Genomic DNA, 21,787 nt, shown 5'->3' on the forward strand with positions numbered 1-21,787 from the left:
ATCTTGGCTAGGTGAACAATCGAGTTGATCTTAATCAAATTATAAATAAAGATTGAAATAACATCACTTCGCACCTATCTCTGAACTATGATAGTAATGTTTATTATTTTGTACTTAAATTTAAGTATTAAGGCTTCTCATGCGACAAAAAGTATCTTTTAAAAGTGGTGATTTAAAATTGGCAGGACAACTTGAACTGCCCTCTGGTGAAATTAAATTTTACGCCCTATTCGCACACTGTTTTACCTGTGGCAAAGATATAGCGGCGGCAACACGTATCAGCCGTGCACTCACACAACAAGGGATTGCAGTATTACGATTTGATTTTACCGGCTTAGGTAATAGCGATGGCGACTTTGCCAATAGTAATTTCTCATCTAATATTCAAGACTTAGTAGCGGCCGCTAATCACCTGCGTGAACATTTTGGTGCGCCGCAGCTACTTATAGGCCACAGCTTAGGTGGAGCAGCAGTGCTGGCCGCTGCAGAGCACATACCAGAAGTATCGGCAATTACTACCATAGGTGCGCCGTCAGATGCACAACACGTAGCCCACAACTTTAAAGCCCACCTAGATGAAATTAACGCAGCTGGCGAAGCTAAAGTAAATTTAGCGGGCCGCGAGTTCACTATTAAAAAACAATTTATAGACGATATAGCTAAGTACGATAAAAGCCACATAAGTAAACTTAAGCGCGCATTATTAGTAATGCACTCCCCTATTGACGCGACTGTAAATATTAGCGAAGCCGAAAAAATTTACGCATCAGCTAAGCATCCTAAAAGCTTTATTAGCCTAGATAACGCCGATCACTTACTTACTAATAAAAACGATGCCGACTACGCAGCAGATATTATTGCCACCTGGGCTAATCGTTATGTAAATTACGACAAAACTAAATATACGGCTAAATTAAATAATGGCAGCGTATTAGTAGAAGAAAAAGACCATGTATTTACTCAGCACGTAAGCACCAAAGAGCATACTTGGCTTGCTGACGAACCACTTAAAATGGGGGGCAAAAATCTAGGCCCAGATCCGTATGAGCATTTACTCGCGGGGCTTGGCGCGTGTACCTCTATGACACTGCGCATGTATGCGAGTCATAAAAAGTTACCGTTGGAACATGTCAAAGTTGAGCTTGAGCACACTCGCGATTATAAAAAAAAAGACGGTGACGCAGAGCAAGGCCAAGGTGTTGAAGCTATTACGCGTAAAATCACCTTAACGGGCGATTTAACCCCCGAGCAACGCGCGCGCCTTCTCGAAATTGCTAATAAATGCCCAGTGCATAAAACCCTACACAATAACCCACTGGTGATAAGTGAATTGGTAGAGTAACGTATAATAATTTTAATTCTGTATATAAAATAGCGCAGTTAAAGCTGCGCTATTTTTTCATCTTGTTAAGCTAAATAATTAATTATTTTAAATGTGTGCGATAATAACCGTCATTGTTCCAATATTTTTAGCAAAAGAATCCATCCATGAAATCATATAACACCATTGCAGAACGAATTGAAATTTTACAAAGCCGAATCGAAGCCTATAAAGACGAAATTGAAGTATTAAAAGCGGAACCTAAAAGTGATAACGAACGCATTATTTTTAAGTTTATTGAAACCGGCAGCACGGGTAAAACCAAAGACTATGTACGTGGTTTAGGCATTAAATCGTCTCGCGATAGCTTATATTCGTCGGGTGATGTAACTAAGCTAATTAAAGATGGCGCAACCGATATTTCGCCAGCGTTGCTTGAAATAGCCAGAGTGCTTGCAAGTGCACGTAATAAAAATGGCCCTAGCTGTTAAAAAAGCTTAATTAGCCGTGTAATAACGGCTAATCCACCAACTCCACACCTAATCCGCTGAGTAAATTCAACGCTTCAAAACGCTCAAATTTAGCCTTGGTTATTTGGTTGCTATTTAAATCGATATTAAATTGCGTGGCACCAACAAAGTCGCACTGGCTTAAATTAGTTTGAAAAAATTCGCTATCACGAAAATCAGTACCGCTAAATTTACTCTTAGCTAAATTTGCGTGCCTAAAGTCTACATTTTTTGCAAAGCAATCTGTTAGTTTAAGTGCTTTTAGAGTTAGTTCAAAAAAGGAACTGTGGCTAAGCTCACAGTGACTAAAACTCACAGCAGCATTAACACTAAGCTGCGGCCAGTTTATATCACTCCACTGTATACTGTTTAATTTACAATGACTAAAGTCAACATTTTCGAGTGAGCTATAACCCCATTTTAGTGATGCTAAATTGCATTTTTTAAAACTGCATTCTATAAAACGGCAGTGTTTAAATTGGCCATTTGAAAAGTCGCAATCTGTAAAAGTACAGTCTTCAAACTCTATATTCTCAAAAACCTGCTCTGTCAGTGCTAATGCTGTAAATTGTTGATCAAAATAGTGATTATTATTTTCTATAGACACGGTCTGAATATTACCTTAACGCGCAAATTGAGCTTTTTTAGGGAGATCTTTTTTCAGCGCGAGTATCGCTATAAATATTAAACCCAGAGGTAAAATTAGCGATAAACAGCCACCAACAAAAGCAATGACACCTGGATTAGTACTTTTTCGTTTACCTAATTTATAACTAATAAAAGCAAAAATAGGCACTAATAAAAGTATAAAAAAAGCGATAAACTCGCCAAAAAGAGTGATGTTAACTGACATAAGAATTCCTTTTCATCTGTATGATTATTGCAGTACTAAATTTAACCATAAAAAAACCCTTAAGCCTACACTTAAGGGTTTAATTTTTAATTATCTAACGCATATTTACAAAACACTGTAAAAATAATTTACTCTGCGCTTAGTACCGCTTTTTCTACTACGCTAATTGCAAGTTCTGCTAACGAATCAGCATTAGGCTTACTTGGCGCATTAGTTAATAAACACGACGCCTGCGTAGTTTTAGGGAACGCAATAACGTCACGGATGTTATCAGTACCACAAAGCAACATAGCTAAACGGTCAAGGCCAAAAGCTAAACCAGCATGTGGTGGCGTACCGTATTTAAGTGCGTCAAGTAAAAAGCCAAACTTGTCTTGTTGCTCTTGCTCATTAATACCTAAAATTCTAAACGCAGCTTCTTGCATATCAGCATTATGAATACGTACCGAACCGCCACCTACTTCGTAGCCGTTTAATACCATATCGTACGCATCTGAAATAGCAGCCGCAGGGTTTGCTTCAAGTTCACTTGCGCTCATGTCTTTTGGCGCAGTAAATGGATGATGTACAGCGTGCAGCGTACCTTCGTCATCTTCTTCAAACATTGGGAAGTCTACAACCCAAAGTGGTGCCCAGCTATCAAGGTTAGTGATTTCTAAATCAATACCAATTTTAACGCGCAGTGCGCCCATTGCTTCATTTACTGTGTTGCGCTTATCGGCACCAAATAAAATAATATCGCCCGACTGTGCATTAGTACGCTCAAGTAACTGAGTAATTACATCTGCAGTTAAAAACTTAGCTACTGGTGACTGCACGCCTTCTGCGCCCGCAGTGTGATCGTTTACTTTCATCCACGCCATGCCTTTTGCGCCGTAAATACCAATAAACTTAGTGTAATCGTCAAGTTGTTTACGCGAAAGCTTAGCACCACCTGGTACAGTTAATACCGCAACACGGCCTTTTTCGTCATTTGCAGGGCCTGAGAAAACATTAAACTCTACGTCTTTAACTAAATCGGCAATATCAACAAGCTTCATTGGATTACGTAAATCAGGCTTATCTGAACCGTATAAGCTCATTGCTTCGCTGTAAGGCATAATTGGAAAATCGCCTAAATCTACATTTAACAATGTTTGCCACATTTCGCGGATCATTTTTTCAGTCATACCACGTACTTGATCAGAGCTCATGAACGAGGTTTCAATATCTATTTGAGTAAACTCAGGTTGGCGATCGGCACGTAAATCTTCATCACGGAAACATTTTACAATTTGGTAGTAACGGTCAAAACCCGACATCATCAACAATTGCTTAAATAACTGCGGCGACTGCGGTAATGCGTAAAAACTACCTTTGTGAACACGACTCGGTACTAAGTAATCGCGCGCGCCCTCTGGCGTTGCTTTGGTAAGTACGGGTGTTTCTATGTCTAAAAAGCCGTTTTCATCTAAAAAACGACGCACAAAGCTGCTTGCTTTAGCGCGTAACTTAATGCGGTCGCTCATTTCTAATCGACGTAGGTCTAGGTAGCGGTATTTTAAACGACGCTCTTCAGAGTTCACTTGGTTAAAATCAAGTGGTAATGGCTCTGAGCGGTTAATAATATTAAGCTCAGTGCCTAAAATTTCGATTTCGCCTGTAGGCATGTCTTTATTTACTTGGCTATCTGGGCGTGCACGTACAATACCTTTTAACTGCACACAAAATTCTTGGCGAAGCGTGTTAGCTGAACTCATCAACTCTTCAATGTCAGAATCGAATACAACTTGTACTAAACCTTCTCTATCGCGTAAATCGACAAAGATAAGTCCACCAAGGTCACGTCGTTTGTTGATCCAGCCACATAGTTCAACTTCTTGATCTACGTGAGTTTTATTTAGCTGTCCGCAGTATATAGAGCGCATAGTTTTCCTGTCAGATAAAAGGCGTGCAACGGTCAAAAAACATTCGTTTTAAGTAGGGTAAATCTTTTTTATAAATACGAATATAAAAATAACACCGCTTGCAATTCAAAATAATCAAATTAAGCCCTGTATTATACGCAAGTGATATGAAGATACTAGGGCGGGTGTCGTTTTTTGCATCGGATTTAAAGCAGCATATTTTATTATTTGATACACTATAGCTACTTTATAATTAGGCGTTAGTTTGTATGCTATATATTGGGTGCCCACAGTGGTCAAGCAATGCGTGGAAAGGCAATTTATTTTCGAGCCAATGTAAAAATGCCGATATGCTAAGCCAATACGCGCAACATTTTAACTCTGTAGAGGGAAATACCAGCTTTTACGCCGATCCATCCCCAAGTACTCTTTTACGCTGGGTAAACAGTGTACCCGACGATTTTAAATTTACCTTTAAGTTTCATCGGCGCTTTAGCCATGAGCTAAAGCTGACTAATGTACACAACGAGCTAACCGCTTGGCTTAACTTATTTGCACCAATTTTAGAGAAAACTGGGCAAATTATGCTGCAGCTGCCAAGTGCTTTTGGCCCTAATGATTTACCCAAGTTAGCGCAATTTATTAGCCTATTACCCAAAGAGCTAAACTTCGGGGTAGAAGTTCGCCATCCGGCATTTTTTCAAAAGGGTGAAGCCGAAATAGCGCTTAATCAATTATTAATGGCAAATAACATAAACCGTATAGCCATGGATACCCGCGCCCTATTTGCAGTTAAAGCGAATACAGAAGCGCTGATTGATGCACAACAAAAAAAGCCGCATCTGCCCGTGCATGCTATTGCTACAAGTGAGCAACCCATGGCACGTTTTGTTATTGCTAATTTACAAAGTGAATATAAAACCTTTTATAAGCCTTGGCTTAGTAAAGTAAAACAGTGGCTTGATGAAGGAAAAACGCCCTATGTATTTTTTCATACCGCAGACAACCGAGAAGCACCGTTATTAGCAAGGCAGTTTTGTAAGGACCTAGGTTATAACCACAAGGTACTAAATCCATTTAGCGGCGAGGCAGAAGCCCACCAGCAAGCACTGTTTTAAATAACCACTTACAACAAATAAAATGATAGAACTTAGAGAGCAACATGAGTGAATACGCACGTTATTTTACCGGCTACCCTGCAAACATTGTTGAGCAAGTATTAAATCTAATCAGTAATGATAAAGTAAGTAAATACTTACTTAAAAAGTATCCGCAGGCACATAATATTACCAGCGACAAAGCACTTTTTAGCTACGCCACAGAGCTTAAAAAACAGTATTTAAAAAATGCCCCGCCGTTTGGTCGCGCCGCATTTAAAAAGCAAGGCGACATGGTCACTAATGCACTTGGCACGCACACCTATCGTATGCAAGGTAAAACTCGCAAGCACGATTTGGCCATCAACAGTGATTTACTGCACGCTCCCGAGCCGTTATTAAAAGCCTTAGTGGTACACGAGCTCGCTCATTTTAAAGAAAAAGACCATAACAAAAGTTTTTATAAACTTTGTTGTCACATGGAGCCAAGTTACCACCAGCTAGAGCTTGATTTACGCATTTTTTGCGTGGCTGTAGAGCAAGGCAATAATCCTTACTTAAAATGAGCTAATTAAATTGCCGTAAACGCGCTAGTAAATGCACATTAGCTAAGGCAAAACTGTAAATTTAGTTAAACCTATAAGTTGCCCCGATTCTGTTACTACTTGCACCTGCCATTTACCGACAGAATCAGTTGGGAAATTTACTTTATGGGTCCACGCTCTATAACCTTGCTCTCGCCCACCACTTATATTTAGTGTGATCCGATCTACTTCTTTATTGTTGTATAGCCACACATGAAATATTTTTTCATTTAATCCTCTGGGCGCTTTAACAGCAGTCCACGTATATAACCCCTGATGATGTAGTGAATAAGAGTCTAATTGCTTAATATTACCAATAGGTTGGCGTTGCTCTAAATCAACCTCGTGCGATAAAGTAATATCGGTTAAGCGCAAAGCCGCTGGCGGCACCCAGCTACGTAGTTGCCATAAGCCAGCACTCAATATACACAAAATCACTACCAATAAAGGAAATCGCCACCAGCGGGTATTAGGCATTAAGTTGCCTAAACTGGGGAGGGTAAAAATAACAGCAGTAACCAAAGCAATTGCTAAGCTTTGGCTAGTGGTTACATTTAATAAAATAGGCAAAGTAACCAATATAACGACAAACAATGCAAAGTTATGAAACACCGCAAATAACATGCGATTTTTTGCTAACTTTTTATAATACAAAGGATCAATTACCGATATGACTGCACACATTATCATTAGCGCGGTAAAAATAGCTTGCGGGTGATCCCACTGCGTTACCGCTAAAAAAAATGGCAAAGCAAAAAACAGGCTTTCTTGTTGCACCATTTGTAAAGCAAAGCGCATAAAGTTGGGCGATACCGCGACACCAAATCTTTGCTCTACTTTATCGCGCAACCAGTTATCAATAATTAACCATACCCAGCTCACTAGCAAAAATATGGCAATAAATTGCGAAAACGATTCTTTTCGCTCAACTAACACATAACTTGCCACACCAGAGCAAAATGCTATTACTGCTAATAATCCCGGCCGCTGTTGCATTGCGATTATAAATTTTGTTATTAAACTTTTAAAATAGTCCATCTAATTTTGGGTCCGTACAAGTGTGCATGCTAAAGCGCTTAAAAACATAAGCGTTTTATCTTAAAGTAATTACCTGAACAACACATAAATAGCATAAAACCCCTTAGCTTATTAACAATATAATAATCGGTAGTAATATTAAGTGATGACTATTTTGGTTGTTTTAAATGGGTGCGCGAAATTTCTTCATTTACCCAGTGTAGTAACTGTTTTATTGCCTTAGATAGCACCTGATTTTGCCGCACTATATAACCTAAACTGGTGGTTGGGAATTGCGGTAAAGCCGTTACTGTATTGGTTAAATTAGCTTTAGAGCGCAGCGAAAACTCAGGAACAATTGCCACGCCAAAACCAGCTTCTGCCCAATCAATTTGTGCATCAACACTACCCACTTCCATAACCCGATAACTCGGTAAATTTAAAGACGGTAGCGCATTATCTAATAACTCTCGGGTGCGGGTATCGTGGCCTAATAAAATTAATGTTGGCGGCTCAGTGAGTACCATACTTTCATCGTTTTTTGCTTGCTGCCATAACGCTAAATTATTTCCCAGCGCACACCACTTTATCTGTTGGAGTTCACTAAAATGCAGTGGCTCACTTTCTTTTTGAGCAATAACAAAGCCTAAATCGGCTTCTGCACTTTTAACCAGCGCCGATGCCTGTGACGAGGTGGTATTAAGCAAGGTAAAATCAATCCCCGGGAACTGGGTTTTAAACAGCTGAAAAGGCTCTATGAGTAACAAGCGAGAAATAATATCACTAGCTGCAATGGTGAGTGTGCCTTGGCTTAAGTTATTTATTGCATTTAGATCAGACTGACATACCTTCAATTCCCATAAGGTTTTTTGCCCCGACTGTAATAAACGCAAACCCGCTTGGGTTAAACAAAAGGGGTTACGCTCGATTAACTTTACCCGCGTCATTTTTTCTAACTGCTTAATATGCAAGCTCACATTAGGTTGCGTCATGTGCAGTGCACTTGCCGTTTTACCAAAGTGCTTTAGCTCTGCTAATGTAACAAAGGTTTTTAACCAATGAATATCTAACATCTCACTTCCTTAATATTGCACACGCCATATGGAATCCTTATTGATATCATAATTATAATTAATTTCTCTTATTTTAACAGCCCGCATATCATATCAGCTTGTTCAATTTGGAGATTAAATTATGCCGTCAATTGTTGTTGTAGGTGCAAACTGGGGTGATGAAGGCAAAGGCCGCATCGTAGATTTTTTAGCTGAGAACGCATCAGCAAGCATTCGCTTTCAAGGTGGTAATAACGCCGGTCATACCGTTGTGAATGATTTTGGCACCTTTAAACTACACCAATTACCTAGCGGTATTTTTAATCCTGATTGCATAGCAGTACTTGGCCCTGGCATGGTAATAAGCCCTAGCGCCTTAAGTGAAGAAATAGCCGAAGTTAAAGCCGCTGGCGTTAATGTAAAGCTGTGTATTTCTGATCGTGCCACTTTATGTCTGCCTTTACATGCCCTTGAAGACACCCTTGAAGAATTACGTTTAGGCGACGCTGCTTACGGCTCGACTCGCCAAGGTATTTCGCCAGCGTATGGCGACCGAGTAATGAAAAAAGGCATTTTAGTGGGTTGGTTAAATCAGCCTGACGTTTTACTAGAGCGTATTCAATTTATGCTTGATTGGAAAATGCCACAGCTAAAAGCCTTATATCCAAGTTGTGATTTTTCGCAAACAGCTGAAGAAATGACGCAGTGGTTACTCGATGTTACCGCGCCTTGGCGTGCATTTATTTGTAATGTAACAGAGCCGTTAAAAGCACTACAAAAACAAAATGCTAATTTATTATTTGAAGCTCAGTTAGGTGCAGGTCGCGATTTAGTCTATGGCGAATACCCTTACACTACCTCTTCAAACGTAACGGCCGCTTATGCAGGCATCGGCAGCGGTTTACCAGCGCTTCGTCCTGAACGTGTTGTTGCGGTAGCAAAGTCGTTTAGCTCATCAGTAGGTACGGGTACTTTAGTTACTGCAATGGAAGAGCAAGACAATTTTCGTGAAAGCGCTAACGAATATGGCGCAGTAACTGGCCGCCCACGGGACATGGGCTACTTTGACGCAGTTGCCACGCGCAATGGTGTTGAGCTACAAGCTGCAACCGAAATTGCTTTAACCAAAATTGATTGTTTATCGGGTATGAAAGATTTAAAAATCTGTGTTGCCTATGACGGCGATCATAGCGAAAACCCAATTTGGCCACAAACAGCTGCATTAAGCCCTGTATATGAAAATATGCAACCTTGGGGTGAAGACATTACCGGTTGTCGTACCTTCGACAGTCTACCAATTGCAGCGCAACAATACGTTGAGCGCATTGAAGCGTTAATGGGCGTACCAATAACTATGGTGTCTGTTGGTCCTGAGCGCGAACAGATGATTATTCGCTAAATAGCGCTATTGTATTTAAATAATTGTTGGGTTTGCATGTAACCCAACAGTTATTAATAAAGGTCACACTGCGCTTGGCTGATTTTATGACCTTAACCACATAATTATTTTAACTTATTCTTACAGCCCTAGCCCTGCCATAAAGTCGTCATCATCACTATCTTCTGCTTCTTTTTCAGCTTTAGCCTTGGCTTTTTCTGCTTTTTGTTTTGCTTCGTTTTCGATGATGTCGTCGGGATCTATTGCTTCGACAATGTCAAAGTCGTGTAATTTAATAAACTCAGTTTTATCCATTGCCAGCTCTAAATAAAATATATTTTGCTTACTGGTGGTAAACGTTACGCGGCGCGCTTGTGGGCGATCCATTGTGGTATCTACAGAAATTTGTACCTGTTTATTAATTGCCATCATTTTTGGCTGATTTTGGGTAATAGAGGTATGTAATTGCTCGCGTACTTTAGAGGTAAAGTCACCAACTATTTGGTTCATTAGCTCGCCTAACACATTTGATACATCGTCAGATAAATGACTATGTGCTATTTCTTCCTCGGGCATACCCATGTTGCGCATGTAATCGCCATAAATTTCCATTGCCGCTTGCGATGTGAAATTAGTAATTACTAGGCCAGTAAAGCCACCATCAAATAACACAAAACAGCCAATATCTGGGCGCATACAAGTACGAGTAATTTTTTGCACCATAGCGGAGTAACTAACACTATTGCCACTGGCCGATGTGAGTACCCCTGTAACCGAGTGACAAAGGGTTGCCAATATATCATCGGTGCTAATAACTTTACTTTTGCTCATTTAATAGTCTCATTTGTACTTATTTTTCATTATTCTAGCCAAGCTACTTAATTTATCACTGACTATCCAGCATAAAATGTTAAAATAGCGCCATTATTTTCAAAGAGACTGGCTTCGTGACCATTAAAGACAGTATTTATGCCTCTGAGCAACAAGTTAAAGACTTTAGTTTTGATCAAAACGTAGTCGAAGTTTTTCCTGATATGATCCAGCGCTCTGTGCCGGGTTACGCCACTATAGTAAGTACTATGGGTAAACTTGCCGGTGAGTATGCGCAAAGTAACTCTAACCTTTACGATTTAGGCTGCTCGCTGGGCGCGGTTACATTAAGTATGCGCCGTAATATTCGCACCGATAACTGCCATATTATTGCAGTCGATAACTCACAAGCTATGGTTGAGCGTTGTAAGGTACATTTACAAGGCTTTAAGTCAGAAGTACCGGTTACCGTTACTTTAGGCGACATTAACGAGCTTGAAATTCAAAATGCTTCAGTGGTGGCAATGAACTTTACGCTGCAGTTTATTCCGCATGCACAGCGCCAAGCAGTCCTTGAAAAAATATACGCCAACTTAAAACCCGGCGGTGTATTGCTGCTGAGCGAAAAAATAAAAGCCGAAAACGAGCTGTGCGATAATTTACTAATTGACCTACACCACGACTTTAAACGCCATAATGGGTATTCGGAGCTTGAAATAAGTCAAAAGCGCACCGCTATTGAAAACGTAATGCGCCCAGATACGCTAAGCACGCACTTTACCCGCTTAAAAGACATTGGCTTTAGCCAAACTCAGGCGTGGTACCAATGTTTTAATTTTTGCTCAATGATCGCAATTAAATAAAGAGAGTAAGTAATTTATGCCTCAATGGTTTAACCAATTTTACGCTGCTATTGCACAAAGCCCACTTAGTCACTGGCTAGAAACTCTGCCTGCGCAATTAAAACATTGGCAGTTAGAGGCAAGTCATGGCGACTTACCACAGTGGCAAAAAGTGCTTAAAAATTTACCTGAGGTTAAAACTCAGCATGTTGATACTACTACTCAGGTAAAAATTGGCACTCCGGGTGAAATGACCGATGGTGAGCAAAAACAAACCCTGCATTTGTTAAAGCGCATGATGCCATGGCGCAAAGGCCCATTTAGTGTTCACGGTATTGAAATAGATACAGAGTGGCGCAGCGATTGGAAATGGGATCGCCTGCTTCCACATATTGAGCCACTCAAAGGCCGCACAGTGTTAGATATTGGCTGCGGCTCGGGCTATCATTTATGGCGTATGCGTGGTGAAGGCGCTCAGTTTGTAGTAGGCATTGACCCTTCTGACTTATTTTTGTGTCAGTTTCAAGCTATAAAACACTTTAATCCCGACGAAAACGTACACTTATTACCACTGGGTGTTGAGGCACTACCCGAGTTAAAAGCATTTGATACGGTATTTTCGATGGGGGTACTTTATCACCGTCGCTCGCCTATCGACTTTTTAGCGCAATTAAAAGCACAACTGCGCCCCGGTGGCGAGCTGGTACTAGAAACCTTAGTCATTGAAGGCGACGAAAATACAGTGCTTGTACCCACTGATCGCTATGCAAAAATGCGTAATGTATGGTTTATTCCAAGCACTGCGGCATTAAAACTGTGGATGGAGCGCGTGGGCTTTAAAAACGTACAAATTAAAGACTGCGCAATTACTACGCTAGATGAGCAACGCAAAACAGCTTGGATGGAAAACGAATCGTTAGTCGACTTTTTAGATCCAAACGACACCAGTAAAACCATTGAAGGTTACCCAGCACCACTACGTGCTATTTTAACTGCTAAAGCATAGCGTTAACGGCAACATCAGCAAACAATAAAAAACGCCTACGGGCGTTTTTTTGTTTATTTAGCCAGCAATTAGCGGACAAGTGTCCTGTTAATTATTTCAATACTATATTTACGCTAGCCGCGGTTACGCAATTGTTGTAAAATACGCGCGTTTCTAAGCAACCCAAAACAACTATTTTGAGGAAAACCTGTGAGCGAACAAAAACAGTCTCTAAGCTATAAAGACGCGGGCGTAGATATCGACGCTGGTAATGCACTTGTTGAGCGTATTAAAGGTGTGGTTAAAAAAACTCGTCGTCCTGAAGTAATGGGCGGTATTGGTGGTTTTGGCGCACTTTGCGAAATTCCAGCAGGTTATAAGCAACCAGTATTAGTTGCCGGCACTGATGGTGTGGGTACTAAGTTACGTTTAGCTATCGATCTTAAAAAGCACGACACTGTCGGTATCGACTTGGTCGCTATGTGTGTAAACGATTTAATTGTTCAAGGTGCTGAACCGCTGTTTTTCCTAGATTACTATGCAACAGGTAAGCTAGACGTAGACACTGCCGCAGACGTAGTAACCGGCATTGGTAAAGGCTGTGAAATTTCTGGCTGTGCCCTTATTGGTGGCGAAACCGCAGAAATGCCTGGTATGTACGACGGCGAAGACTACGATATGGCTGGTTTTTGTACCGGTGTTGTAGAAAAATCAAAAATTATTGATGGCACAAAAGTAGCCGCGGGCGATCAACTTATTGCCCTTGCTTCAAGTGGTCCGCATTCAAATGGTTTCTCGCTAATTCGCAAAGTACTTGAAGTATCTAACGCAGATACAAGCGCTGATTTTGAAGGCAAAACATTAGGCGAAACATTGCTTGAACCTACTCGCATTTACGTTAAACCACTGCTTGAGTTATTCAAGCACGTTGACGTACACGCGCTTTCGCACATTACCGGTGGCGGCTTTTGGGAAAATATCCCACGCGTATTACCTGCCTCTGCAAAAGCAGTAGTAAAAGGCGATAGCTGGCAGTGGCCACCTATTTTTAACTGGTTACAAGAAAACGGTAACATTACTACGCATGAAATGTACCGCACATTTAACTGTGGTGTAGGCATGGTATTAGTTGTTCCAGCCGACAAACTTGAGCAAAGTTTGAGCATGCTAAAAGACTTGGGCGAAAACGCATGGCACCTTGGTGAAATTCAAGACGCAGCGCCTGGCGAAGAGCAAGTTGAAATTGTAGGTGGTGCTAAGTAATGGCACCCACTCGTCTTGTAGTTTTAATCTCAGGCGGTGGCTCTAATTTACAAGCCATTATTGATGCCTGTGAAAGTGGCGAGATAAATGCGCAAATAGCGGCTGTTATTAGCAACAAAGCAGACGCTTATGGCCTTGAACGTGCCAAGCAAGCAGGCATTGCTACACAAGTGCTGAGTCATAAAGATTTTGACTCACGCGAGGCCTACGATACACAGTTAATGAGCATCATTGACTCTTTTATACCGAATCTAGTTGTATTAGCTGGGTTTATGCGTATTCTTACTCCTAACTTGGTGCAAAAATATATTGGAAAAATGTTGAACATTCATCCATCTTTGTTGCCTAAGTACCAGGGGCTGAATACCCACCAAAGAGCAATTGATGCAAATGATGATGTTCATGGCGTAAGTGTTCATTTTGTAACTGAAGAGCTAGACGGAGGTCCGGTTATACTTCAGGCAAAAGTACCTGTACTCAAGGATGATACAGCAGACACACTAGCAAAACGCGTGCACGAACAAGAGCATATAATTTATCCTTTGGTGGTCAAGTGGTTCAGTGAACACAGACTAACTATGGAAGCAGATTATGCAGTTCTTGACGAAACAAAACTTCCTGCACACGGCGCGCAGTACCCACAATAAAAAAATAAGTGCCCTGCTATTATGTGTGGGCACTTTACTTCCAACTAGCCTTATTGCCGGCGAATTGACACAGTACGAAGCTAAGTATGATATTTTACGCAAAGGTAAAAATCATGGTGAAGCCGTGCGTGAACTCAAAAAGATAAGTGACGATAACTACGAGTTAACCTATCACAGCAATATTGAGTGGATGATTTTTTCTGACTCACGCCAGGAAACCTCTAAATTTACCTTTAAAGATGGCAAAGTAAGCCCGCATCATTATTCAATGATCCGTACCGGCACTGGTCCTGATAAAGATTACAACATTGATTTTGACGCACAAAAAAAAGTCGTTAACAGTAGTCGCAGCGAATACCCGCTTGAATGCGAATGGACTGATGACTTTCAAGATGCTATTTCGTATCAGGTACAAGTGCGCGAAGGTTTGAAAAAAGGCGAAACCAGTTTTTCATTCCCGTTAATCGATAAAAAAGGTAATCGCCGCGACTACAATTTTGAAGTTGTTGCAACAGAGATGATTTCATTACCTATCGGCAACGTAGAAGCAATTAAAGTAAAACGCTTATACGATAATGACAAACGCCAAGCACTTGCTTGGTTTGCACCAGAAATGGATTACATGTTAGTGCGTATGTGGAAAGGTGAAAAAGGAATGGAGCAATTTGAAGTGCAAATAAACTCATTTACCGTGACAACACCTGTCATTGCCCCACCTGCTGATATTAAAAAAGTAACAAGCCCAGAGTAAGCAATTATTTTTAGCTACAAATGGCTTTATTACTATTAGTTTATATCTTTATTACTATTAGTTTATATAAAGCGCGATGCAAATCGCGCTTTTTTTATACGTTTTTTTCGCGATTAAATCTAAAAGTTAAGCTTTATTATGCTTCACTTTGCTGCTGCGCAGAAGCTGGCAAGCCAAAAACTCGATCGAACGCCCATGTAAAAACAATTGCATAAACAAAAAAGAATATAAAAAATCCAAGGTTCGCTATAAACGCACTAAGCACTGAAATTTTCAACCACAGCGCCATAACCGGCACTAAAATTAAAACAAGGCCACCTTCAAAGCCAATTCCGTGTAATAAGCGACGATTGAATGAGCGACCTTTTATTGTTTGCTGGGACTCCCAGCGCTCAAATAACGCATTAAATACATAGTTCCAGCTAAGTGCTACGCTGGATAATACAAAAGCGAGGCCTATCGCCGAAGTGGCTGATTTATCAAACATAAAACTTATAATAGGGCCAACAAAAGCAATGGCAAATAATTCATACAACACAGCTTGTAGAATACGGCGTTTTTTAGGAGTCATAATATAATTCCGATAATAAATAATGTACTGGGTCAGCTCAATATAAAAGCCCGCGTCTACTTTACTACGACAGTTGTTTGCCTCTCAACTAAGCGCTAAAGGCAAAAAACAAGCTTAAATCAATTCACCCATCTTAAATAATACAAACTCACCCGGCTGCATTTTTTTCCAGCGCTCGTCGTTAGTCAGTGGTTTTGTTGCTATAACACTAACAATATCGTTGGGCGTGGTTTCTTCGTTAAAATCAACCACCATGTCAGCATCAATCAAGGTCGCTTTTCCAAAGGGCGCACGGCGAGTTATGTAATGTAAGTTATTGGTACAGTAAGCTAAAACAAATACGCCATCGGTCAGCAGCATATTAAAAACGCCCTTTTCACGCAGTGTATGCGAAAGCGTTGCTGCATAACGAAATACCGATGCCATATCCTCTGGCTTATTTGGGTACTTAGTGCGTATTTGATCCAGCAGCCAGCAAAAAGCCAACTCGCTGTCAGTATCGCCAACAGGTCGGTAATGATCAGGCTTTAAATCATGGTAATTAGATAACTGGCCGTTATGCGCATAAGTAATTTCGCGCCCCCACAGTTCACGCGTAAACGGGTGCGTGTTTTCAAGGCATACTTTACCGCGGTTACCTTGGCGAATATGGCTAATAACTGACACACTTTTAATCGGGTATGCTTTAACTAACTTCGCTATTTCTGACTGGTAGCTCGGCTGCGGATCTTTAAAGGTTCTGCAGCCTTTGCCTTCGTAAAATGTAATACCCCACCCATCTCTATGTGGCCCAGTATTCCCCCCGCGCTCCAGCAGCCCCGAAAAACTAAAACAAATATCTGTAGGCACATTCGCTGACATGCCAAGCAATTCACACATAAAATAAATAACCTTTAAACCACGTATTAATAAATAACGTTATATTTTTATATTAAGCGTACACTATTTAGTTATGTGTACGAGCGTCTATATTTACTTAAAAAATAACATTTTACTATTAGATTAAATTTTTTTTGTCGCTATGAATGCATAGACTAAAGCTGTAACTTACTTTATTAACGCTGACTCTATTAAATGAGCTGCTTTTTTACGGTTATTTTGATTAAAATTTAACTACGTAAGGTACTTGAAACTTAGCGTTACTAACGCTACTCTAACTAAGGTGGTCTGACCTCTAATAAGGAATTAGCAATGACACTCATATTTACACTCGGTTTAATCGCACTGCTCAGCGCAGCGGTTTACCACAGAGCAAGTTGGAACACCGCACTTGGTGTTTCTATTGCAACATTATTAATTGGTACCTTTGCGGGTGCTTTTGGTTTAATTAGTTGGATAATATTTTTAATTATAGCGGTGCCTCTCTCTGTTACTGGTATTCGCCAGCAATATATTGTTAAGCCTCTTTTTACTATGTTTAAAAAAGTAACGCCTAGCATGTCTGATACTGAAAAGTCAGCCATTGATGCCGGTACAACATGGTGGGAAGCTGATTTATTTTGTGGTAACCCAGATTGGAAAAAGTTACACCAATATCCAGTGCCTAAGCTAACTATTGAAGAACAAGCATTTATCGATGGCCCTGTTGAAGTAGTGTGTAGTATGCTCGATGACTGGGAAGCAACACACGAACTTACCGATCTTCCTCAAGATGTATGGCAATACCTAAAAGATAACAAATTTTTTGCCATGATCATCAAAAAAGAATATGGCGGTTTACAGTTCTCAGCATTTGCACAGTCGTGCGTACTACAAAAGCTAACCAGTAAATCAACCTTACTTTCGTCAATTGTTGGCGTACCAAACTCATTAGGTCCTGGTGAATTACTCCAGCACTATGGAACAAAAGAGCAAAAAGACCATTACTTACCGCGCCTTGCCAGTGGCCAAGAAATTCCATGTTTTGCATTAACCTCGCCAGAAGCAGGTTCTGATGCAAGCTCAATTCCAGACTACGGTGTAGTATGTAAAGGACAATGGAAAGGTGAAGAAGTTGTAGGTGTTAGCCTTACATGGAACAAGCGTTATATTACGCTTGCACCTGTGGCTACGGTACTAGGGCTTGCATTTAAATTACAAGATCCTGATGGTTTAATTGGTGATAATAAAGAGCCAGGCATTACCTGTGCACTTATTCCAACCGATACTCCAGGGGTTGAAATTGGTCGTCGCCACTTCCCGCTTAATGTGCCGTTTCAAAATGGTCCTACGCAGGGTAAAGATATATTCGTACCGCTTGATTACATTATTGGTGGGCCAGATATGGCAGGCCAAGGCTGGCGTATGCTGGTTGAGTGTTTATCGGTTGGCCGTGCAATTACATTGCCGTCAAACTCAGCCGGTGGCATTAAAATGATTGCTGTTGCAACCGGTGCCTACAGCCGTATTCGTCGCCAGTTCCGCTTACCTATTGGTAAAATGGAAGGCGTTGAAGAGTCGTTAGCAAAACTTGCTGGTTATGCATATAGCTCTGATGCTGCCGTAAGCATGTCTACCGGTGCGGTAGATTTAGGCGAAAAACCTTCGGTTGTTTCGGCTATTATTAAATACCACCTTACAGAACAAATGCGTGACTCTACCCTGCACGCCATGGACGTACTTGGCGGTAAGGGCATCATGCTTGGGCCAAATAACTATTTAGGCCGTGGTTATCAAGGTGCACCTATTGCGATTACCGTTGAAGGTGCCAACATTTTGACCCGTAATATGATTATTTATGGTCAAGGTGCAATTCGCTGTCACCCGTTTGTACTTACCGAACTAGGTGCGTGCGAAATTGAAGACCGTGAAGAAGCGCTAAACGTATTTGATAAAGCATTAATGGGTCACATTGGCTTTACCATGTCTAACCTTGTGCGCACTAAATGGCTCGCGTTAACGGGTGCTCGTTTTACAAGTGTGCCGTACAAAGACGAAACCGCTGAGTTTTACCGTATAGCGTCGCGCTTTAGTGCATCACTTGCACTTATGTCTGACATTAGCATGGCAGTATTTGGTGGCTCACTAAAACGTAAAGAGCGTATTTCTGCTCGCTTAGGTGACTTACTAAGCTACCTATACTTAGTGTCTGCAACGCTTAAACGTTATAACGACGAAGGCCGTAAAAAAGAAGACTTCCCGTTAGTACAGTGGAGCTGTCAAGATCACCTGTATCATTGTCAACGCGCACTTGCTGATTTAATTAATAACATGCCTTCTGCTCCACTGCGTGGCGTATTAAAAGTATTGTTATTCCCGTTTGGCCGTCCGGTTCGTAAACCTACCGACCAACTTGAACACAAATTAGCGCAAATACTACAAGTACCTAGCGAAACGCGTAATCGTTTGGCAAGCTATGTGTATTTAACAAATGAGCCGCTTAACCTTGTAGGCCGTCAAGAGCAAACGCTTAAAGACGTACTTGAAGTTGAGCCATTATTTGACCGTGTATGTAAAGAAAAAGGCCTTAAACTGCCATTCTTTCAGCTTGATAAAGTAGCGCAAATGGGTCTTGAGGCTGGTATTTTAAGCCAAGCAGAAGCTGACAAGTTAGCCGCTGTAGAACAAGCTCGTTTAGACGTTATAAACGTTGACGACTTTGATCCTGCTGATTTACTCGCTGGTAAAGCAGCTCGTAATAATAAACCTAAAAAAACTGATGCCGCTAAATAAGCCCAGCATCTACTTTTAAGTTATAAAAGCCAGCACATTATGTGCTGGCTTTTTTATGTGTAAGATTTTGATACACTTTTATTGTACATAAAACCAGCTGCTTATTGCGTTTAAAAACTGTTCAGGTAAAACTGCTATAAATACTTTAACCTAAATTCGGGTTATAAAAACAACAGTGAAGGAACGTAACAATGAAGCAAATTATTAAACTTACAATAATTACATGCGCAGTTACCCTAGCGCTCTCTGGTTGCAGTGAATCAACCAACTCATCCTCATATACAGCCCCGCTAACCAGCTCTAAAGCGCATGTAAAAGAACTGAGCACCTACTCAGCTGAAACATTTTTTGATACCACCTCAATTATGGGGAGTAGCTTTTCACCCCATGGCGATAAAATTTTAGTCAGTAGTGATGAAAGTGGCATTTACAGCCTATATGAGGTTAATGTCCAAACAGGCGGCAAAACTCGCTTAACCGATTTTACCGACAGTACCTACCCTATCCGCTATTTTCCAAATGATGAGCGAGTGTTGTTTACAAAAGACACGGGCGGTAACGAACGCTTTCATATTTATGTACGCGAAACTGACGGCACAGTAAAAGACTTAACCCCTGGGGATGAAACCCGCGCTAGTTTTGCCGGCTTCACTAAAAATGCCAGCCAATTTTTTATTACCAGCAATCAGCGTGATGCTAAGTTTATGGATTTATATCGCGTTAATAGTAAAACCTATAAAGTGACGCCGGTTTATCAAAATACTTTAGGACTAAATGTAGGTGCAATAAGCCCAAATGGTCGTTTTATTGCGCTGTCTAAAAGTAATAGCAACAAAGACAGCGATACCTTTATTTTAGATACTTATACTAAAACACTAAAGCCACAGTTAATTTCAAAACACCATACACCTGCTCAATACAGCCCTGAAACCTTCTCTGCCGATAACAAATACTTATACTACTCTACAGACGCTAAAGGCGAGTTTTCGCAGATGTGGCGTTATGACCTAGCTTCTGGCGAGCACAGCCCAGCTTTAGCCGATGACTGGGACGTAAGCTTTATTTATTTTTCAACGTCGGGGCGCTACCAGGTAAGTGGTGTGAACGCCGATGCCAGCACTAAAGTAACCGTGATCGATACGCAAACGAATAAAGAAATTGCCATGCCTAAGCTACCGGCAGGTAATTTACGGGGTGTGAGCTTTTCAGCTGATGAGCAAAGCATGGCCTTTTATTTAAATTCAGACACTGCACCTAGTAATTTATTTGTATGGCAAGTAGGCAGTAATAACACGCAGCAATTAACTAATACCCTCAGTAAAAAAATTAATCAAAACGATTTAGTGCAAAGCACTATAGTACGCTTTAAGAGCTTTGATGGTTTAGAAATACCAGGTGTTTTATATAAACCCAAGCAAGCGAGTAGCACCAACAAAGTGCCTGCGTTAATTTGGGTGCACGGTGGGCCAGGCGGACAAAGCCGTACCGGTTATAGTGCGATGCAACAGCATTTGGTAAATCATGGTTATGCCATTTTTGCAGTTAATAATCGAGGCAGCTCGGGCTATGGTAAAACCTTTTTTCATTTAGATGATAAAAAGCACGGCACCGATGACCTACAAGATATTGTATACGGCAAAAAACATTTACAGAGCTTAGAGTGGGTCGATACCGATAAAATTGGCATTATGGGTGGTAGCTATGGCGGCTTTATGACCGCGGCAGCCCTTGCCTTTGAACCCGAAGAGTTTAAAGTTGGGATTAATATTTTTGGAGTAACCAACTGGGTACGTACACTTAATTCTATTCCACCTTGGTGGGAGAGCTTTAAAAAGTCGCTGTACGACGAAATGGGCGATCCGGCAACAGACGGTGATCGTCACCGCGCCATTTCACCGTTATTCCACGCTAGAAACATCATTAAGCCACTTATGGTTATTCAAGGCGCTAACGATCCGCGCGTGTTACAAGTTGAAAGTGATGAGCTTGTAGCTGCAGTTAAAGCCAATGGCGTACCAGTTGAGTATGTATTGTTTGACGATGAAGGTCATGGTTTTAGCAAAAAAGAAAATCGGATCACGGCATCAAACGCTTACTTGAAATTTTTAGAGCAGTATTTAAAAGCTGAATAAGTTTGCACTGATTAATTTATGCCTGCATTTTTGTGGGCTTTTTTATGTGCTAAGAAATGTAATTTATGATTTTGATTGTATTCAACTTGTTATTGAGGAAATAACAAGTGGCGGAGTGGACGGGACTCGAACCCGCGACCCCCGGCGTGACAGGCCGGTATTCTAACCAACTGAACTACCACTCCGCAGTGGTATGTGCATGGGGTAATGCACTTACTAATTTTGTTACTGATATCAAATGGCGGAGTGGACGGGACTCGAACCCGCGACCCCCGGCGTGACAGGCCGGTATTCTAACCAACTGAACTACCACTCCGCAGAGATATCATATTACTTTTACTTTACTTGTATTACTTAATTTGTTGGCGGAGTGGACGGGACTCGAACCCGCGACCCCCGGCGTGACAGGCCGGTATTCTAACCAACTGAACTACCACT

The 21,787-nt window shown here is 41.0% G+C and carries 20 protein-coding genes and 2 tRNA genes; 12 read left to right on the forward strand and 10 right to left on the reverse strand.

Going from position 1 to position 21,787, the window contains the following annotated elements; all coding sequences use genetic code 11:
* Window positions 1-139 precede the first annotated feature (139 nt).
* Together I6F41_RS09670 and I6F41_RS09675 are read left to right on the forward strand one after the other, a co-directional pair.
* Entirely contained in the window at window positions 140-1,342 is a 1,203-nt protein-coding gene (locus I6F41_RS09670; protein ID WP_197108267.1) for a bifunctional alpha/beta hydrolase/OsmC family protein, read from the forward strand.
* Window positions 1,343-1,488: 146 nt separating this feature from the next.
* The gene (locus I6F41_RS09675; protein ID WP_011328600.1) at window positions 1,489-1,812 is read left to right on the forward strand and encodes a hypothetical protein; all 324 of its coding nucleotides are present in this window, start codon (window positions 1,489-1,491) and stop codon (window positions 1,810-1,812) included.
* A 28-nt stretch (window positions 1,813-1,840) separates the two neighbouring features.
* On the opposite strand, the gene I6F41_RS09680 is transcribed toward I6F41_RS09675, so the two are convergent.
* From I6F41_RS09680 to aspS, 3 genes are all read right to left on the reverse strand, one after another.
* Window positions 1,841-2,437: a pentapeptide repeat-containing protein gene (locus I6F41_RS09680; RefSeq protein WP_011328601.1), complete on the reverse strand. Its 597-nt coding sequence runs from the start codon at window positions 2,435-2,437 to the stop codon at window positions 1,841-1,843.
* Between the two features lie 15 nt (window positions 2,438-2,452).
* Entirely contained in the window at window positions 2,453-2,683 is a 231-nt protein-coding gene (locus I6F41_RS09685) for a hypothetical protein (protein ID WP_011328602.1), read from the reverse strand.
* A 128-nt stretch (window positions 2,684-2,811) separates the two neighbouring features.
* Window positions 2,812-4,590: an aspartate--tRNA ligase gene (gene aspS / locus I6F41_RS09690; RefSeq protein ID WP_011328604.1), complete on the reverse strand. Its 1,779-nt coding sequence runs from the start codon at window positions 4,588-4,590 to the stop codon at window positions 2,812-2,814.
* A 248-nt stretch (window positions 4,591-4,838) separates the two neighbouring features.
* On the opposite strand from aspS, the gene I6F41_RS09695 reads away from it, so the two are divergent.
* Both I6F41_RS09695 and I6F41_RS09700 read left to right on the forward strand, forming a co-directional pair.
* The gene (locus tag I6F41_RS09695; protein WP_197108269.1) at window positions 4,839-5,687 is read left to right on the forward strand and encodes a DUF72 domain-containing protein; all 849 of its coding nucleotides are present in this window, start codon (window positions 4,839-4,841) and stop codon (window positions 5,685-5,687) included.
* 44 nt (window positions 5,688-5,731) lie between these two features.
* Window positions 5,732-6,232, forward strand: a complete 501-nt coding sequence (locus tag I6F41_RS09700; RefSeq protein ID WP_197108271.1) for a M48 metallopeptidase family protein — start codon at window positions 5,732-5,734, stop codon at window positions 6,230-6,232.
* A gap of 42 nt (window positions 6,233-6,274) precedes the next feature.
* Here I6F41_RS09700 and I6F41_RS09705 read toward each other — a convergent pair whose 3' ends face one another.
* The gene (locus I6F41_RS09705; RefSeq protein ID WP_197108273.1) at window positions 6,275-7,288 is read right to left on the reverse strand and encodes a DUF5924 family protein; all 1,014 of its coding nucleotides are present in this window, start codon (window positions 7,286-7,288) and stop codon (window positions 6,275-6,277) included.
* A gap of 149 nt (window positions 7,289-7,437) precedes the next feature.
* Complete coding sequence (locus I6F41_RS09710) at window positions 7,438-8,340, reverse strand: LysR family transcriptional regulator (RefSeq protein WP_089368523.1); 903 nt, start codon at window positions 8,338-8,340, stop codon at window positions 7,438-7,440.
* Between the two features lie 121 nt (window positions 8,341-8,461).
* On the opposite strand from I6F41_RS09710, the gene I6F41_RS09715 reads away from it, so the two are divergent.
* Window positions 8,462-9,718: an adenylosuccinate synthetase gene (locus tag I6F41_RS09715; RefSeq protein ID WP_197108275.1), complete on the forward strand. Its 1,257-nt coding sequence runs from the start codon at window positions 8,462-8,464 to the stop codon at window positions 9,716-9,718.
* 120 nt (window positions 9,719-9,838) lie between these two features.
* On the opposite strand, the gene I6F41_RS09720 is transcribed toward I6F41_RS09715, so the two are convergent.
* Window positions 9,839-10,528: a DUF3334 family protein gene (locus I6F41_RS09720; protein ID WP_011328610.1), complete on the reverse strand. Its 690-nt coding sequence runs from the start codon at window positions 10,526-10,528 to the stop codon at window positions 9,839-9,841.
* Between the two features lie 116 nt (window positions 10,529-10,644).
* Here I6F41_RS09720 and cmoA point away from each other — a divergent pair, with 116 nt between their 5' ends.
* The 5 genes from cmoA to I6F41_RS09745 all read left to right on the forward strand — a co-directional run bounded on the left by cmoA (window position 10,645) and on the right by I6F41_RS09745 (window position 14,995).
* Window positions 10,645-11,370, forward strand: coding sequence for a carboxy-S-adenosyl-L-methionine synthase CmoA (gene cmoA, locus I6F41_RS09725; protein WP_011328611.1), 726 nt, complete (start codon window positions 10,645-10,647; stop codon window positions 11,368-11,370).
* A gap of 16 nt (window positions 11,371-11,386) precedes the next feature.
* Complete coding sequence (gene cmoB, locus I6F41_RS09730; protein ID WP_197108277.1) at window positions 11,387-12,355, forward strand: tRNA 5-methoxyuridine(34)/uridine 5-oxyacetic acid(34) synthase CmoB; 969 nt, start codon at window positions 11,387-11,389, stop codon at window positions 12,353-12,355.
* Window positions 12,356-12,544: 189 nt separating this feature from the next.
* On the forward strand, window positions 12,545-13,597 hold the full coding sequence (purM, locus tag I6F41_RS09735) for a phosphoribosylformylglycinamidine cyclo-ligase (RefSeq protein WP_011328613.1): 1,053 nt from the start codon (window positions 12,545-12,547) through the stop codon (window positions 13,595-13,597).
* Window positions 13,597-14,244: a phosphoribosylglycinamide formyltransferase gene (gene purN, locus I6F41_RS09740; protein ID WP_011328614.1), complete on the forward strand. Its 648-nt coding sequence runs from the start codon at window positions 13,597-13,599 to the stop codon at window positions 14,242-14,244. Before purM ends, purN begins: the two co-directional genes overlap by 1 nt.
* On the forward strand, window positions 14,189-14,995 hold the full coding sequence (locus tag I6F41_RS09745) for a DUF3108 domain-containing protein (RefSeq protein ID WP_080516814.1): 807 nt from the start codon (window positions 14,189-14,191) through the stop codon (window positions 14,993-14,995). Before purN ends, I6F41_RS09745 begins: the two co-directional genes overlap by 56 nt.
* A gap of 136 nt (window positions 14,996-15,131) precedes the next feature.
* On the opposite strand, the gene I6F41_RS09750 is transcribed toward I6F41_RS09745, so the two are convergent.
* On the reverse strand, window positions 15,132-15,566 hold the full coding sequence (locus I6F41_RS09750; RefSeq protein ID WP_011328616.1) for a PACE efflux transporter: 435 nt from the start codon (window positions 15,564-15,566) through the stop codon (window positions 15,132-15,134).
* Window positions 15,567-15,680: 114 nt separating this feature from the next.
* Window positions 15,681-16,445, reverse strand: a complete 765-nt coding sequence (locus I6F41_RS09755) for a class II glutamine amidotransferase (protein ID WP_011328617.1) — start codon at window positions 16,443-16,445, stop codon at window positions 15,681-15,683.
* Window positions 16,446-16,757: 312 nt separating this feature from the next.
* Between I6F41_RS09755 and fadE the strand changes: the two genes are divergently transcribed.
* Window positions 16,758-19,217, forward strand: a complete 2,460-nt coding sequence (fadE, locus tag I6F41_RS09760) for an acyl-CoA dehydrogenase FadE (protein WP_011328618.1) — start codon at window positions 16,758-16,760, stop codon at window positions 19,215-19,217.
* Between the two features lie 191 nt (window positions 19,218-19,408).
* Complete coding sequence (locus tag I6F41_RS09765) at window positions 19,409-21,349, forward strand: S9 family peptidase (RefSeq protein ID WP_182678566.1); 1,941 nt, start codon at window positions 19,409-19,411, stop codon at window positions 21,347-21,349.
* Between the two features lie 108 nt (window positions 21,350-21,457).
* On the opposite strand, the gene I6F41_RS09770 is transcribed toward I6F41_RS09765, so the two are convergent.
* Both I6F41_RS09770 and I6F41_RS09775 read right to left on the reverse strand, forming a co-directional pair.
* Window positions 21,458-21,534, reverse strand: a tRNA-Asp gene (locus tag I6F41_RS09770).
* 54 nt (window positions 21,535-21,588) lie between these two features.
* Window positions 21,589-21,665 (reverse strand) — tRNA-Asp (locus tag I6F41_RS09775).
* Window positions 21,666-21,787 lie beyond the last annotated feature (122 nt).

The organism is Pseudoalteromonas sp. SCQQ13 (assembly GCF_015864415.1).
GTDB classification, from domain to species: domain Bacteria; phylum Pseudomonadota; class Gammaproteobacteria; order Enterobacterales; family Alteromonadaceae; genus Pseudoalteromonas; species Pseudoalteromonas nigrifaciens.

What these genes read in the sequence shown, in the direction of transcription:
- I6F41_RS09670 (WP_197108267.1), top strand. Translation starts at nt 140, where the DNA reads ATGCGACAAAAAGTATCTTTTAAAAGTGGTGATTTAAAATTGGCAGGA.
- I6F41_RS09705 (WP_197108273.1), bottom strand. Translation starts at nt 7,288, where the DNA reads ATGGACTATTTTAAAAGTTTAATAACAAAATTTATAATCGCAATGCAA.
- cmoB (WP_197108277.1), top strand. Translation starts at nt 11,387, where the DNA reads ATGCCTCAATGGTTTAACCAATTTTACGCTGCTATTGCACAAAGCCCA.
- I6F41_RS09715 (WP_197108275.1), top strand. Translation starts at nt 8,462, where the DNA reads ATGCCGTCAATTGTTGTTGTAGGTGCAAACTGGGGTGATGAAGGCAAA.
- I6F41_RS09675 (WP_011328600.1), top strand. Translation starts at nt 1,489, where the DNA reads ATGAAATCATATAACACCATTGCAGAACGAATTGAAATTTTACAAAGC.
- fadE (WP_011328618.1), top strand. Translation starts at nt 16,758, where the DNA reads ATGACACTCATATTTACACTCGGTTTAATCGCACTGCTCAGCGCAGCG.
- purN (WP_011328614.1), top strand. Translation starts at nt 13,597, where the DNA reads ATGGCACCCACTCGTCTTGTAGTTTTAATCTCAGGCGGTGGCTCTAAT.
- I6F41_RS09700 (WP_197108271.1), top strand. Translation starts at nt 5,732, where the DNA reads ATGAGTGAATACGCACGTTATTTTACCGGCTACCCTGCAAACATTGTT.
- I6F41_RS09685 (WP_011328602.1), bottom strand. Translation starts at nt 2,683, where the DNA reads ATGTCAGTTAACATCACTCTTTTTGGCGAGTTTATCGCTTTTTTTATA.
- I6F41_RS09695 (WP_197108269.1), top strand. Translation starts at nt 4,839, where the DNA reads ATGCTATATATTGGGTGCCCACAGTGGTCAAGCAATGCGTGGAAAGGC.
- I6F41_RS09745 (WP_080516814.1), top strand. Translation starts at nt 14,189, where the DNA reads ATGCAGTTCTTGACGAAACAAAACTTCCTGCACACGGCGCGCAGTACC.
- I6F41_RS09710 (WP_089368523.1), bottom strand. Translation starts at nt 8,340, where the DNA reads ATGTTAGATATTCATTGGTTAAAAACCTTTGTTACATTAGCAGAGCTA.
- I6F41_RS09720 (WP_011328610.1), bottom strand. Translation starts at nt 10,528, where the DNA reads ATGAGCAAAAGTAAAGTTATTAGCACCGATGATATATTGGCAACCCTT.
- I6F41_RS09765 (WP_182678566.1), top strand. Translation starts at nt 19,409, where the DNA reads ATGAAGCAAATTATTAAACTTACAATAATTACATGCGCAGTTACCCTA.
- I6F41_RS09750 (WP_011328616.1), bottom strand. Translation starts at nt 15,566, where the DNA reads ATGACTCCTAAAAAACGCCGTATTCTACAAGCTGTGTTGTATGAATTA.
- I6F41_RS09755 (WP_011328617.1), bottom strand. Translation starts at nt 16,445, where the DNA reads ATGTGTGAATTGCTTGGCATGTCAGCGAATGTGCCTACAGATATTTGT.
- aspS (WP_011328604.1), bottom strand. Translation starts at nt 4,590, where the DNA reads ATGCGCTCTATATACTGCGGACAGCTAAATAAAACTCACGTAGATCAA.